Below are 12,164 nucleotides of genomic sequence, written 5' to 3'. Positions count from 1 at the left end.
GTCCGACGGGGCGAAATCGCGCCCGCGGACGACGGCCACGCCTGTCAACTGAGATGAGGCTGTCCGCGGGATCCGGACCCGTGGTTTCAATGATCGCGCCAGCTCGGATACCATACCCCAGTATTGGATAGGAGGCGCCATGCCCCACACCGAGATCGAGAAGAAGCGGGTACTGGCCCGGGTGCGCCGCATCCGCGGGCAGACCGAGGCGCTGGAGCGCGCGCTGGAAGCCGGCGTGGACTGCGGCGCGGTGCTGCAGCAGATCGCCGCCATCCGTGGCGCGGTCAACGGGCTGATGTCGGAAGTGATGGAAGCCCACATCCGCGAGGAGTTCGGCCAGCCGGCCAGGTCCGACGCGCAGCGCCAGGCCCGGGTCCGCGAGATGGCCGGACTGGTGCGTTCCTATCTGAAATAAACGCCCTCGCGGCACCCCTTGTCGCGGTCGCTTTCGCGCCGCCTTGTCGTCATCCCAGGAATCACGCAGGAGAATCCCCATGAAAAGCCGTGCCGCCGTCGCCTTCGCCCCCGGCAAGCCGCTGGAAATCGTCGAGATCGACGTCGCCCCGCCGCAGAAGGGCGAAGTGCTGATCAGGATCACCCACACCGGTGTCTGCCACACCGATGCGTTCACCCTGTCCGGCGATGATCCGGAAGGCCTGTTCCCGGTGGTGCTGGGCCATGAGGGCGCCGGCATCGTGGTGGAAGTGGGCGAGGGCGTGACCAGCGTCAAGCCGGGCGACCACGTGATTCCGCTGTATACCGCCGAGTGCGGCGAGTGCCTGTTCTGCAAGAGCGGCAAGACCAACCTGTGCGTGTCGGTGCGCGCGACCCAGGGCAAGGGCGTGATGCCCGACGGCACCAGCCGCTTCAGCTACAACGGCGAACCGATCCATCACTACATGGGCTGCTCGACTTTCAGCGAGTACACCGTGGTGGCCGAAGTCTCGCTGGCGAAGATCAATCCGGAGGCCAATCCGGAGCACGTCTGCCTGCTCGGCTGCGGCGTGACCACCGGGATAGGCGCGGTGCACAACACCGCCAAGGTGCAGGCCGGCGATTCGGTCGCGGTGTTCGGGCTCGGCGGCATCGGCCTGGCGGTGATCCAGGGCGCGCGCCAGGCCAAGGCCGGCCGCGTCATCGCGATCGACACCAACCCGTCCAAGTTCGAGCTGGCGCGCGAATTCGGCGCCACCGACTGCATCAACCCGAAGGATTTCGACAAGCCGATCCAGCAGGTGATCGTCGAGATGACCGGCTGGGGCGTGGACCACAGCTTCGAGTGCATCGGCAACGTCAACGTGATGCGTGCCGCGCTGGAATGCGCGCATCGTGGTTGGGGCCAGTCGGTGATCATCGGCGTGGCCGGCGCGGGCCAGGAAATTTCCACCCGTCCGTTCCAACTGGTCACCGGCCGCAAGTGGATGGGCACCGCCTTCGGTGGCGTGAAGGGCCGCAGCCAGCTGCCGGGCATGGTCGAGGATGCGATGAAGGGTGATATCGAACTCGCGCCGTTCGTCACCCATACCATGGACCTGGACGGGATCAACGAAGCCTTCGACCTGATGCACGAAGGCAAGTCGATCCGTTCGGTGGTCCACTACTGATCGCCCGCGCGGGGAACCGGACACATGCAACGCATCGAACAACGCGCCTGCTTCGGCGGCACGCAGGAAGTCTGGGTACACCGCTCGGCCGTGCTGGACTGCGACATGCGCTTCGCGGTCTACCTGCCGCCGCAGGCGAAGGCGCGGCGTCTGCCGGTGTTGTACTGGCTGTCCGGCCTGACCTGCACCGAGCAGAACTTCATCACCAAGGCCGGCGCGCAGCGCTACGCGGCCGAGCACGGCGTGATCCTGGTGGCGCCGGACACCAGCCCGCGCGGCGATGACGTCGCCGACGCGGATGGCTATGACCTCGGCAAGGGGGCGGGCTTCTACCTCAATGCCACGCAGTCTCCGTGGTCGTCCCACTACCGCATGTACGACTATGTCGTCGACGAACTGCCGGTGCTGATCGAGGCGAACTTCCCGGCGAACGAGGCGCGTGCCGTCAGCGGACATTCGATGGGTGGACACGGCGCGTTGATCGTGGCGCTGAAGAATCCGGGCCGTTATCGCAGCGTGTCGGCATTCTCGCCGATCGTCGCGCCGATGCGGGTGCCGTGGGGCGAGAAGGCCTTCTCCGCCTACCTGGGAGCCGACCGCGAGGCCTGGAAGGCGTGGGATGCCAGTGAACTGGTGGCCACCGCGGGCGAGCGCCTGCCGTTGTTGATCGAACAGGGCGAGGCGGACGAATTCCTGGACAGCCAGCTGAAACCGGAGTGGCTGCGCGAGGCCTGCGAGCGGACCGGCCATCCGCTGCGATTGCAGCTGCGCCCCGGCTACGATCACAGCTATTACTTCATGGCCAGCTTCATCGGCGAGCACATCGCCCACCACGCGGCGGCCTTGCGGGGCTGAGGGCGGCCAGGCGGCCCGAGCCAACCGGCGGGATACCCGCCGGGCCTGGACCGGCCGCGCTCAGGCGGCCGAGACGTCGCGCAGTTCCCAGGCGCTGCCGGACAGCAGGCGCAGGCGATGCTTCAGGACCTGGCCGGGAATCGAGGTGGTCGCCACCAGCACGATCCGCAGATCGTCCTGCTGGCCGGAAACGCGGGCACCGGGATCGGTCAGGCCCAGCCCGGGATCGACGTCGTCGGGGTCATCCTGTTGCAGCCGCCAGCGCTGGAACAAGCCGTCGCTCTGCAGCGCGGCCTGCAACTGCGCCGCGAATTCATCGGCGCCATGGGCGGTGAAACTGAGTGCGGGATCGCCGCCGCGGGCGCGGTCGGGATCCGGCAGGCTGATGTAGTAACGCACGGCCATACAAGCCTCTCGTCCTTGGGTGGCTAAGGTTAGCGATACGGAGTGTTATCTGTCCGTTACGGCGGCCGTGCTGGCTTAAGCCGGCTTGAACACGTGCGGCTCGGAGGCGAATCCCACCACCATCGCGCCCTTGCCGACGTTGACCATGCCGGTCAGGCTCATCACGCTCTCGAACACCTCGACGTTGTGGTTGGCGCAGACGTCGCGCAGGCGCTGGTAGCCGGGCAACGCGCGCATCTCGGACAACTCGCCGCCATAGCCCAGGCAGACGGTGGGGGTCATCAGGCCGTCCATCACCCGGTGGCTGGTGAAGCGGAACAACTGTTCCACCGCGTTCTCGAATCCCTTGATCTTGGCGACCGGCTCGGTGTTGCCGGCATGACCGTGCAGCACCGGCTTGATGTCCAGCGCGCTGCCCAACGCGGCGCTGAGCAGGCCCACGCTGCGATCGCCCTTGGTGCGTGCGCGGGCACGCAGATAATAGAGATCGCGGGGAATCATGTAGCCATGGGTGTGGTTGGCCAGTTCCTCCAGGCGTACCCGGATCTGCTGCACGCTGGCGCCGGCCGCGCGCATGCGCACCGCCTCCACCGCGGTGACGCCCTGGGCGGCGAACAGGTTCTGGGTGTCGATCACCCGCAGCGCGAACGGCGAGTTGAACCCGGCGGCCTGGCGCACCGGCTTGTAGTCGTTGAGGATGGCGAAGCTGGCCTGCATCGCGTTGTCGTGGATCGGACTGCGGGTGCGGGTGATGGTCAGGCAGAACACGTGGTCGTAGTCCATCACCAGCTTGCCCAGGAACAGATCCCGGATCTGGGCGACCGAGAACGGCGTGGTCTCGGCCTCGTGGCCGCGCGTGGCCACGTGCGCATGGAGGAAGCTCAGGGTGGCTTCCTCGTCGCGGTGATCGGTCAACACCGCATCGCCGATACGCACGGTGATCGGCAGCAGGATGATGTTGTTGTTCTGGAGAAAATCCTGTGGCAGATCACAGGCGGAGTCGACGACGATTCCAATGCGCATCTTTGCCCCTCCCGGCAGCGGTCGCATCTGTAATGTCCGGCACGCTAGCGCAAGCTATCGGCGGCGTCGCGTCCCGGAAGCGGTAATGTACGGGGGAACGCCATAAAGCGGGGTTCGTCACGCCAGAAACGGGGATTACGGCTCAGTTCGCTAGCGATATATAGCCAAATATTAGTGTGATTGCCATCACAAAATAAGCGTATTTCCTCTTGTGGCCCCCGGAACCCGCGCCCCACACTTCCGCCCGCAGGAAGGGAGCGGCATGAGACTGGGGTGGTGGTGGATTCTGCTGGGGACGGTGCTGACGCAGCCGGTGGTGGCGCAGGAGAGCGGCATCGTGCGCGTCGATCGGATCCTGCCCGTGGTTGCCGCGCAGCAGGCCGACCAGAGCGCCGGCCTGTTTTCCGAGCGGGAGTTCCAAGTCCGCGACGGCCGAACCGGAAGCACGGACTTCGCGCCCATGCCCGGCCCGCATGTGCTGGGCAATGGCGAATGGCGGCTGCAGCCGGCCGACGGTCTCGAATCTCCCTTGCTGGTGGTCTACCACCCGTACAGCGCGCGGGTCACCGTGTTGACCCGGCCCGGTGGCACGCCGGTGAGCCATCGCCTGTTCGATCCGGATCTGGATCCGCGCTATTCGCGGCATGCCCTGGTGTTTCCGTTGCGGGGCGATGATCCGATCTACGTGAAAGTGGAGGATGCGCGCTATCCGCTGCATGTGCGGGTCGAATCGCGCGCGGAGCATGCGGCTTCCGATCTCCACCACACCCGGCTGTTGATGATGGCGATGGGCGTGGCGCTGGGCGTGTCGCTGACCGTGCTGCTGTTCTGGGTGATGCTGCGCGAGCGGGTGTACCTGCTGTATGCCGGCAGCATGCTGGCGCAGATGCTGTACGTGCTGTGCTCCTACGGAGAAGCCTATGCGCTGCCGGGCGTGCGCGTGCTTTGGCATTTCGGCGCCGTGGGCATCTGGTACATCGCCACCCTGGCGACCATGCTCACCACCACCTTGATGATCGAGTACGCGGATCTGCGCCAGCAGACCCCGCGGCTGACCCGCTGGCTGCGCTGGTCGGGCATCCGCCTGCCGGCGGTGGCGCTGATGGCCCTGTTGCTGCCGTGGCCGGCGCGCAAGGAATGGTTTCCCGATGTCGGCAACGTCCTGTTCCTGCTGACCCATGCGCTGAGCGTGCTCAGCCTCGCCCTGGCCTGGCGCAAGGGCAGCCGCCACGCGGCCTACTTCCTCGCCGCCTGGGTGCCGCTGATGGTGTTCGGCACCTGGCGGGCGGTGCAGATCAGTTTGGGCATGCCGGTCGAGGATTGGCTCGATTATGGCTATCCCTTCGTCCTGGGCTACGCCTCGGTGGTGATGGCGCTGGGCCTGGCCGATCGCATGCTTACCTTCCGGCGCGAGCGCGATACCGCCAAGGAACACGCCGAGCGCGATGCGCTGACCGGCGTGCTCAATCGCGGCGGCATCGAGTACCGGCTGGACTGGGCCATCCTCGAACGGCGGCGTGAACACATTCCGCTGTCGCTGCTGTTCATCGATCTGGACGTGTTCAAGCAGATCAACGATCGCCATGGGCATGCCTTCGGCGATCACTGCCTGCGCGCGGTGACCCGGGTGATCAGCGAGGAATTCCAGTACGGCGACCAGTTGGGCCGGCTGGGGGGCGAGGAGTTCGTGCTGGTGCTGACCGGCGTGGACGGCGTGGCGGCCGCGGCCTTGGCCGAGCGGGTGCGCCTGAAGATCGAACGCCGTTGCGCGCGGGTGGACGGGATCGAGGTCGACCTGACCGTCAGCATCGGCGTGGCCGAATGCACCGCCGAGGACACCGTCGCCAGCCTGATCAAGCGGGCCGACGAGGCGATGTATCGCGCCAAGCGCGCCGGCGGTAATCAGGTCGTGGTCGAAGACGCGGCCGGAGTCGGCCCGGCGCCGATGACCACCCGCTGGGTTGCCGATACCGACACCTGAGCCGGCGCGCCCGCCACGTCTCGGGTTTCCGCACTCAATGCCAGAGACCCAGGATCACGCCATACAGGGTGAATTGCAGGGTGTGGTAGCCGCCGTCGATCAGCCACAGTTTCAGCGAGCGGCCTGCGAACAGGTAGTTGATGCCGAAGCTGGCCGCGACCCAGCACACACCGGCCATCGCGCCGGTGGCAATCGCGGTCGCCGGTGCGGGACGGGGGCCGAGGAAATACGCGAACGCGCCCGCCGCGATCAGGCTCAGCACGAACGCACCGCCGAAGATCCGCGCCGGGTGGCCGTTGGAGGCGTCCGGATCCACGCCCGCCTCGCGGCACCAGGCCTGCTTGAACAGCGGGCCATACCACAGCCCTCCCAGCAGGAAGGCCGATGCCGCGGCGGCCAGCACCGCCAGAAAGTTGATCTGTCCCATGCGCCGCTCCCCCGGTTGGATGACGCCGCCAGTGTAGGCCTGGCGGCGATGCGTGCACAGCGGAAGCGATCCGGCCCGCGCGGTGCGCAGCCCGGGTTTCCCTCAGCGGCTGTAGGCTCGCGGCAGGGTGCCGCTGTCGCGCAGGTAGCGATCCCGCAGTTCGGTCTGGCGCGAGCGCATCGGCATGGCCTTGCCGCCCAGCCAGATCCGTTCGGCGGTGTTGATCACGTCCAGCGGGTCGCCGCTCCACAGCACCAGATCGGCCAGTTTGCCCGGCGCGATGCTGCCCAGCCGATCGTCAACGCCGAGCGCCTGCGCCGGCACCCGGGTCAATCCCGCCAGGCCCTGTTCCCAGGGCAGGCCGTTGGCGACCGCGTTGCCGGCGTGCTGGCGGATCTTGCGCGCGTTGTGGGAGGCGTCGCCGGACTGGGTGAAACCCACGCTGACACCAGCCGCGTCCAGGCGCTTGGCGTTCTCCAGGGTGGCGCCGATCTGATCGAAGTCCGACGGCAGCGCGGCCAGTCCGTCGACGAACACCGGCACCTTTGCCTGCGCCAGCTCCGCCGCGACCTTCCAGGCCTCGGCGGCGCCGGAGATCGCGATGCGCACGTTTTCCTTCTTCGACCAGCGCAGCAACTGGCGGATGTCGGCGGCGCGGTTGACGCCGATCACCAGGCGGCCGTTGCCGGCCAGGTATCTGGCCAGCGTGGCGCGACCGGCCGGGGTCAGCAGGGCGTGCGGCGAGTCGGCGGGAACGCGGCCGCGGGCTTCGGCGACCAGTTGATCCAGCAGCATCCACTGCGCGGCGCGCGAGTTGCCGCTCAGGCCGGACGCGCCGCCGCCGAGGCGGATGAACAGCGCGCGCGGACCGACCGGATCGGCACTGCCATCCAGCCGCATCACCCCGCCCTGGCCGGCGATGAAGGACGCGCCGGTGCCGGCGCCCAGCAGGGTGAAGCCGAGGCCCTCCACGCGCGCGACCGGCACCAGGATCGAGGCCGGGTTGTAGGCCAGGGTGACGTCGAACTCGGGGCGCATCGGCTGCAGGTTGCCCAGCGAGACCGAACTGTCGTCGGTGGCCTGCTCGCCGGACACCTCCTCCACGCCGATCTCGGTGATGCCGGCGAAGAACGCGGGCGTCAGCGGCTTGCCGCCGGCGTCGATCACCTCCACGCCCGCGGGCGCGGCCAGGCCGGCGCCGACGGACTGGATCACGCCGTTGTGGATCAGCACGTCGGCATTCTTCAGCGTGCCCTGCGCGGCGGCGGTATGCACGGTGGCGTTGCGGATCAGCACGTCCTGCGCGAAGGCCGGCACCACCGCGACGGCGGCGGCCAGCAGGCACAGGCGTCCCAGCAGACGGCGGCTCATCGTGCCACCTCCTGGCCGAGCAGGAAGTCCGAGACGGGCTGGCGGCTCCGGTCGTGGCGGTCGTACACGCGCGCGCCATCGATGTAGACCTGTTCGGCCTGCGCGTAGACGCTGAAGGGATTCTGGTTCCAGATCACCACGTCGCCCATCTTCCCCGCCTCCAGGGTGCCGGTCTGTCCGGCCACCCCGAGTGCCTTGGCCGGATTGGCGGTGAGCCAGCGGATCGCGTGTTCGGGCGTGATGTCGCCCATGCCGGCGCGGCGTGCGCTGGCGATCACCTTGGCCGCTTCCTGGTTGAGGCGCTGGATGCCCTCGTCCGAATCCGAGTGCACGATCGCGCAACTGTTGGCGGGACGATCCACCAGCGCGATGTTCTCCTGGATGCCGTCGAAGGCTTCCATCTTGAAGCCCCACCAGTCGGCCCACAATGCGCCGCAGACGCCTTCGGCGGCCAGCCGGTCGGCCAGCTTGTAGGCTTCCACGCCGTGGTGGAACGCGGCCACCTTGAAGCCGAACTCCTTGGCGAGATCGAGCATGGTCGCCATCTCGTCGGCGCGGTAGCAATGGATGTGCACCAGGATGTCGCCGTGGATGGCACCGGCAAGGGTGTCCAGCTTCAGATCGCGCTTGCCGCCACTGTCGCCGCTGCTGTCCTGGCCTTCGCCCTCGTCGCGCTGCCACCAGCGCTTCTTCTTCGGCTCCGATTCCTTGGGCGCGTTCTTCTTCAGGTACTCGGCCGCATCGATGAAGGCGGCGCGGTAACCGGCCACGTTGCCCATCCGGGTCATCGGCGGCACGCCCTTGCCGCCGTACACGCGCTTGGGATTCTCGCCGCAGGCCATCTTCAGGCCCCATGGCGCACCGGGGAATTTCATGCCCTGGTAGGTGGTGGCGGAGACGTTCTTGAGGGTGACGCCGCGGCCACCGACCAGATTGGCCGATCCCGGCAGCACCTGCAGGGTGGTGACGCCGCCGGCCAGCGCGGCATGGAAACCGGGATCCTGCGGCCACACCGAGTGCTCGGCCCAGACGTTGGCGGTGACCGAACCGGTCATCTCGTTGCCATCCTGGTGCGCGCGCGCGCCGGGGCTGGGATACACGCCCAGGTGCGAATGCACATCGATGATGCCGGGGGTGACCCACTTGCCGCGCGCATCCACGCGGGTGGCGCCCTCGGGCGCCTCCAAGCCGCGCCCGACCGCGGCGATGCGGCCGTCCTGGACCAGCACGTCGGCGTCGTCCAGGCGTTCGCCGGTGCCGGTCAGCACGGTGGCGTGCTCGATCAGCACCGGGCCGGACGCGATCGCGCGGTAGGTGCTGGGATAGGGATCTTGGATGAAGCGCGCGGCCGGCGTCGCCGCCTGGACCGTGGTGCAGAGCAAAGCCAGGCCGATCCCGGCCATCAAGGTCAGTCGCATGGTGTTTTCCCCGGAAGGTGGCTGGACCCTAACCCGGCGCGCGCCGGCTTGCCAAGTGCGGGAGGCCGTGCGTGCGAGAATGCCCTGATAACAACGAGAACGAGGACGCCCATGAAGGACAAGAACGAGATCGTCGACAACTGGCTGCCGCGCTATACCGGCGTGCCGCTGGACCAATTCGGCGAACACATCCTGCTGACCAATTTCGGCGGCTACCTCAACACGTTCTCGCAGCTGACCGGCGCGCCCATCGTCGGCCTGGATCGGCCGATGGCCAGCGCCACCGCCGACGGCATCACCATGATCAACTTCGGCATGGGCAGTCCCAACGCGGCGACGATGATGGATCTGCTGTCGGCGATCATGCCCAAGGCGGTGCTGTTCCTGGGCAAGTGCGGCGGTCTGAAGAAGAAGAACCAGCTGGGTGATCTGGTGCTGCCGATCGCGGCCATCCGCGGCGAGGGCACCAGCAACGACTACCTGCCGCCGGAGGTGCCGGCACTTCCGGCCTTCGCGCTGCAGCGCGCGGTGTCCACGATGATCCGCGATCTTGGCCACGACTACTGGACCGGCACCGTCTACACCACCAACCGCCGGGTATGGGAACACGACGATGCCTTCAAGGAGCGCCTGCGGGTGATGCGCTGCATGGCCATCGACATGGAGACCGCGACGGTGTTCGCGGCCGGCTTCGCCAACCGCATTCCGTGTGGCGCGCTGCTGCTGGTCTCGGATCAGCCGATGATCCCGGAAGGGGTCAAGACCGAAGCCTCCGACGCCAAGGTCAGTTCCGAATACGTGCAGAACCACATCACCGTCGGCATCGAGGCGCTGAAGCTGATCCGCCGCAACGGCAAGTCGGTCCGGCACCTGAGGTTCGACGAATGAGCCAGGCGACGGAACGGCCGGTGATCCGGATCCGGCGCGCCGGGCCGGGCGACGAGCAGGCGCTGGCCGCGGTCGGCGCGGCCAGCTTCCTGGAAACCTTCGCCGGCGTGCTGGAAGGCGCGGACATCCTGGGTCATTGCCAGGACCAGCACGCCGCGACGCTCTACGCGCGCTGGCTGGTCGACCCCGGACTGCGCATCTGGCTGGCCGAGGTCGAACCCGGCGCCGCGCCGGTGGGCTACCTGGTGCTGTCGCCGGCGGCCCTGCCGGTCTCCGATCCCCAGCCCGGTGATCGCGAGGTCAAGCGCATCTATCTATTGCACCGCTTCCAGGGCCATGGCATCGGCGCGGCGCTGATGCGCGCGGCCATCGACGAGGCGATCGCGCTGGGCGCGCCGCGCCTGCTGCTCGGCGTCTACGCGCACAACCATGCGGCCATCGCGTTCTATCGCAAGGCGGGCTACCTGCCTGTCGGCGAGCGCCGGTTCCAGGTCGGCGGGCGCGAGTACGACGATCAGCTGCTGGCGTTGTCGCTGGCCTGAGCGATGGGCCAGCGGCGGAACGCTGCGTGTGGCCGCCGATGCGCCACCTTTGCGTCGCACGGGTTAGCCTTGCCGCCGGACAAGAAGGGAGACTTTTGAGATGAGCGACGCATTCCGCGTGGTCGAGTTCTGGCGCGACGCCGGCTATGAAAAATGGTTCGCGCGCGACGAGGCATTCGATACGCGCTTCCACGATACGTTCCGCGAGCTGCATTTCCTGGCCGCCCGCCGCGAGCGGGAAGACTGGCTGGCCGATGCGCAGGGCGCGCTGGCGCTGGTCCTGCTGCTGGATCAATTCCCGCGCAACTGCTTCCGTGGCAGCGCGCATTCCTACGCCACCGACGGGTTGGCGCGGCACTACGCGGCGCGTGCGGTGGATGCCGGCTTCGATCGACAGATCGATCCCGCGCTGCGGATCTTCTTCTACATGCCGTTCGAGCATTCGGAAGCACTGGCCGATCAGCAGCGCGCGCTGGATCTGTTCAACGCCACCGGCGACGCCAACTACATCCGCTACGCACAGTTGCACTACGACATCATCGCCCGCTTCGGCCGCTTCCCGCACCGCAATCCGGCGCTGGGACGCGACTCCACCGACGCCGAACTGGCCTACCTGGCCGAGGGTGGTTTCAGCGGATAGGGCCGACGGTTCCTGGCAAAAGAAGTGGTTTGTTCGTACCCGGGCCGCCCCCATCCGCCCCCGGATCAGGTCCGGGGCAGGCTCTTCGGGCCCCTTCCCCCGCATGCGGGGGAAGGGGGCGTCCGGCCGGAATCCGGATCGGGGACGGCGGTAGGCACCCGCGGAAAAAAAAGGGTAATTCCTAAGCTTTCCGGACCAGAATGGGCCGTAGTTCCTGGATTGAAGTGGTCTTCAAAAGCCTGAAAAGCAAGGGTTTAAGGTCCCGCTCGCGATGGTTGAAGCGGTAGCAAACTTCGGCCAGGTACAGATGGAAGTATTGGGAGGGCACGCCCCGGTAGGGATACAACCAGTTCTTGGCATAGCTCCAGAAGCCCTCGATGCCGTTGATGTGGTCACGTCCGACCGGTCGCCCCTTCTCCTTGCGGATCATCACATGCTCGCCCCGCAAGCGTAAGGTGGCATAGGCTTGCCACTCGTCCGTGTAGTACAGCGAGCCTTCCCGACTGTGCGCATCGATCTGTTGCATGACCGAAGCCTGGTCATGAGCGGCGATCGGCATCGCCTTGACCTGGCCGTTGCGCTTGATCAGTCCGAAGACGATCACCTTGCCAGCAGAACCCCAGCCGCGTTTGCCCTTCCTGGCGCCGCCAAACGTGGTTTCGTCCAGTTCCAGTGCACCCTCGAATGGTTCCCGCAGTTGCTCGGCCATTGCGCAGCACGCGCGCGCCAGGCGGTAGAACCGCTCACGTGTGGCGGCCGTGGTATCACTGCGGAAACGTTGCCGATAGGACGGCACCCCGAGGACGAACAACTCCAGCAGGCGCTGTTTGCTGGCGCCCGGCAAGCGCACCGAATCCCACACTGACGTCCACGTGAAGCGCTTGCCGCAGGCGCGGCACTTGAGTCGTCCATCCGACAGGCTGTAGTGCCGGCTACCAGCGCAAGCAGGACATTGCTTCATGACCAAATCCTCTCAGATTTGGTCCGGTTTGCTTGGGAATTACCAAAAA

The 12,164-nt window shown here is 67.2% G+C and carries 13 protein-coding genes; 7 read left to right on the top strand and 6 right to left on the bottom strand.

Going from position 1 to position 12,164, the window contains the following annotated elements; all coding sequences use genetic code 11:
* Positions 1-139: 139 nt before the first annotated feature.
* The 3 genes from AC3DE2_RS08180 (at position 140) to fghA (ending at position 2,459) form a co-directional block, all read left to right on the top strand.
* Positions 140-415, top strand: a complete 276-nt coding sequence (locus AC3DE2_RS08180; protein WP_295379074.1) for a metal/formaldehyde-sensitive transcriptional repressor — start codon at positions 140-142, stop codon at positions 413-415.
* A gap of 79 nt (positions 416-494) precedes the next feature.
* On the top strand, positions 495-1,604 hold the full coding sequence (locus AC3DE2_RS08175) for an S-(hydroxymethyl)glutathione dehydrogenase/class III alcohol dehydrogenase (protein WP_488425787.1): 1,110 nt from the start codon (positions 495-497) through the stop codon (positions 1,602-1,604).
* A 24-nt stretch (positions 1,605-1,628) separates the two neighbouring features.
* Positions 1,629-2,459 (top strand): S-formylglutathione hydrolase, encoded by an 831-nt coding sequence (fghA, locus tag AC3DE2_RS08170; protein ID WP_488425786.1) that lies wholly within the window; start codon positions 1,629-1,631, stop codon positions 2,457-2,459.
* A gap of 60 nt (positions 2,460-2,519) precedes the next feature.
* Here the strand turns inward: fghA and AC3DE2_RS08165 are convergent, their stop codons facing one another.
* Both AC3DE2_RS08165 and AC3DE2_RS08160 read right to left on the bottom strand, forming a co-directional pair.
* Entirely contained in the window at positions 2,520-2,864 is a 345-nt protein-coding gene (locus tag AC3DE2_RS08165) for a hypothetical protein (RefSeq protein WP_295379068.1), read from the bottom strand.
* A 75-nt stretch (positions 2,865-2,939) separates the two neighbouring features.
* A complete protein-coding gene (locus AC3DE2_RS08160; RefSeq protein WP_295379066.1) occupies positions 2,940-3,887 on the bottom strand; it encodes a DegV family protein in 948 nt (315 codons plus the stop codon).
* Between the two features lie 262 nt (positions 3,888-4,149).
* Here AC3DE2_RS08160 and AC3DE2_RS08155 point away from each other — a divergent pair, with 262 nt between their 5' ends.
* On the top strand, positions 4,150-5,868 hold the full coding sequence (locus tag AC3DE2_RS08155) for a sensor domain-containing diguanylate cyclase (RefSeq protein WP_488425785.1): 1,719 nt from the start codon (positions 4,150-4,152) through the stop codon (positions 5,866-5,868).
* A 34-nt stretch (positions 5,869-5,902) separates the two neighbouring features.
* Here the strand turns inward: AC3DE2_RS08155 and AC3DE2_RS08150 are convergent, their stop codons facing one another.
* From AC3DE2_RS08150 to AC3DE2_RS08140, 3 genes are all read right to left on the bottom strand, one after another.
* Positions 5,903-6,295, bottom strand: a complete 393-nt coding sequence (locus tag AC3DE2_RS08150) for a DUF1761 domain-containing protein (RefSeq protein ID WP_295379060.1) — start codon at positions 6,293-6,295, stop codon at positions 5,903-5,905.
* 102 nt (positions 6,296-6,397) lie between these two features.
* Positions 6,398-7,666 carry an amidohydrolase family protein gene (locus tag AC3DE2_RS08145; RefSeq protein ID WP_488425784.1) on the bottom strand — a complete coding sequence of 423 codons (1,269 nt, stop codon included), beginning with the start codon at positions 7,664-7,666 and terminating at the stop codon, positions 6,398-6,400.
* Positions 7,663-9,084, bottom strand: a complete 1,422-nt coding sequence (locus AC3DE2_RS08140; protein WP_488425783.1) for an amidohydrolase — start codon at positions 9,082-9,084, stop codon at positions 7,663-7,665. The genes AC3DE2_RS08145 and AC3DE2_RS08140 overlap by 4 nt, the downstream gene beginning before the upstream one ends.
* A gap of 111 nt (positions 9,085-9,195) precedes the next feature.
* Between AC3DE2_RS08140 and AC3DE2_RS08135 the strand changes: the two genes are divergently transcribed.
* From AC3DE2_RS08135 to AC3DE2_RS08125, 3 genes are all read left to right on the top strand, one after another.
* The gene (locus AC3DE2_RS08135; protein WP_295379054.1) at positions 9,196-9,972 is read left to right on the top strand and encodes an AMP nucleosidase; all 777 of its coding nucleotides are present in this window, start codon (positions 9,196-9,198) and stop codon (positions 9,970-9,972) included.
* Positions 9,969-10,514 (top strand): GNAT family N-acetyltransferase, encoded by a 546-nt coding sequence (locus tag AC3DE2_RS08130; RefSeq protein WP_295379051.1) that lies wholly within the window; start codon positions 9,969-9,971, stop codon positions 10,512-10,514. Before AC3DE2_RS08135 ends, AC3DE2_RS08130 begins: the two co-directional genes overlap by 4 nt.
* A gap of 100 nt (positions 10,515-10,614) precedes the next feature.
* Positions 10,615-11,154 (top strand): DUF924 family protein, encoded by a 540-nt coding sequence (locus tag AC3DE2_RS08125; protein ID WP_488425782.1) that lies wholly within the window; start codon positions 10,615-10,617, stop codon positions 11,152-11,154.
* Positions 11,155-11,335: 181 nt separating this feature from the next.
* Here the strand turns inward: AC3DE2_RS08125 and AC3DE2_RS08120 are convergent, their stop codons facing one another.
* Complete coding sequence (locus tag AC3DE2_RS08120) at positions 11,336-11,863, bottom strand: IS1595 family transposase (RefSeq protein ID WP_488425253.1); 528 nt, start codon at positions 11,861-11,863, stop codon at positions 11,336-11,338.
* Between the last annotated feature and the right edge of the window lie 301 nt (positions 11,864-12,164).

Source organism: Pseudoxanthomonas sp. 68-E7 (assembly GCF_057773145.1).
Note: the sequence above shows the minus strand (reverse complement) of the source record. Positions and strands in the feature narration are given on the sequence as shown.

Coding starts and splice junctions, on each gene's coding strand:
- AC3DE2_RS08150 (WP_295379060.1), bottom strand. CDS start 6,295: ATGGGACAGATCAACTTTCTGGCGGTGCTGGCCGCCGCGGCATCGGCC.
- AC3DE2_RS08135 (WP_295379054.1), top strand. CDS start 9,196: ATGAAGGACAAGAACGAGATCGTCGACAACTGGCTGCCGCGCTATACC.
- AC3DE2_RS08165 (WP_295379068.1), bottom strand. CDS start 2,864: ATGGCCGTGCGTTACTACATCAGCCTGCCGGATCCCGACCGCGCCCGC.
- AC3DE2_RS08160 (WP_295379066.1), bottom strand. CDS start 3,887: ATGCGCATTGGAATCGTCGTCGACTCCGCCTGTGATCTGCCACAGGAT.
- AC3DE2_RS08145 (WP_488425784.1), bottom strand. CDS start 7,666: ATGAGCCGCCGTCTGCTGGGACGCCTGTGCCTGCTGGCCGCCGCCGTC.
- AC3DE2_RS08140 (WP_488425783.1), bottom strand. CDS start 9,084: ATGCGACTGACCTTGATGGCCGGGATCGGCCTGGCTTTGCTCTGCACC.
- AC3DE2_RS08125 (WP_488425782.1), top strand. CDS start 10,615: ATGAGCGACGCATTCCGCGTGGTCGAGTTCTGGCGCGACGCCGGCTAT.
- AC3DE2_RS08180 (WP_295379074.1), top strand. CDS start 140: ATGCCCCACACCGAGATCGAGAAGAAGCGGGTACTGGCCCGGGTGCGC.
- fghA (WP_488425786.1), top strand. CDS start 1,629: ATGCAACGCATCGAACAACGCGCCTGCTTCGGCGGCACGCAGGAAGTC.
- AC3DE2_RS08175 (WP_488425787.1), top strand. CDS start 495: ATGAAAAGCCGTGCCGCCGTCGCCTTCGCCCCCGGCAAGCCGCTGGAA.
- AC3DE2_RS08130 (WP_295379051.1), top strand. CDS start 9,969: ATGAGCCAGGCGACGGAACGGCCGGTGATCCGGATCCGGCGCGCCGGG.
- AC3DE2_RS08155 (WP_488425785.1), top strand. CDS start 4,150: ATGAGACTGGGGTGGTGGTGGATTCTGCTGGGGACGGTGCTGACGCAG.
- AC3DE2_RS08120 (WP_488425253.1), bottom strand. CDS start 11,863: ATGGCCGAGCAACTGCGGGAACCATTCGAGGGTGCACTGGAACTGGAC.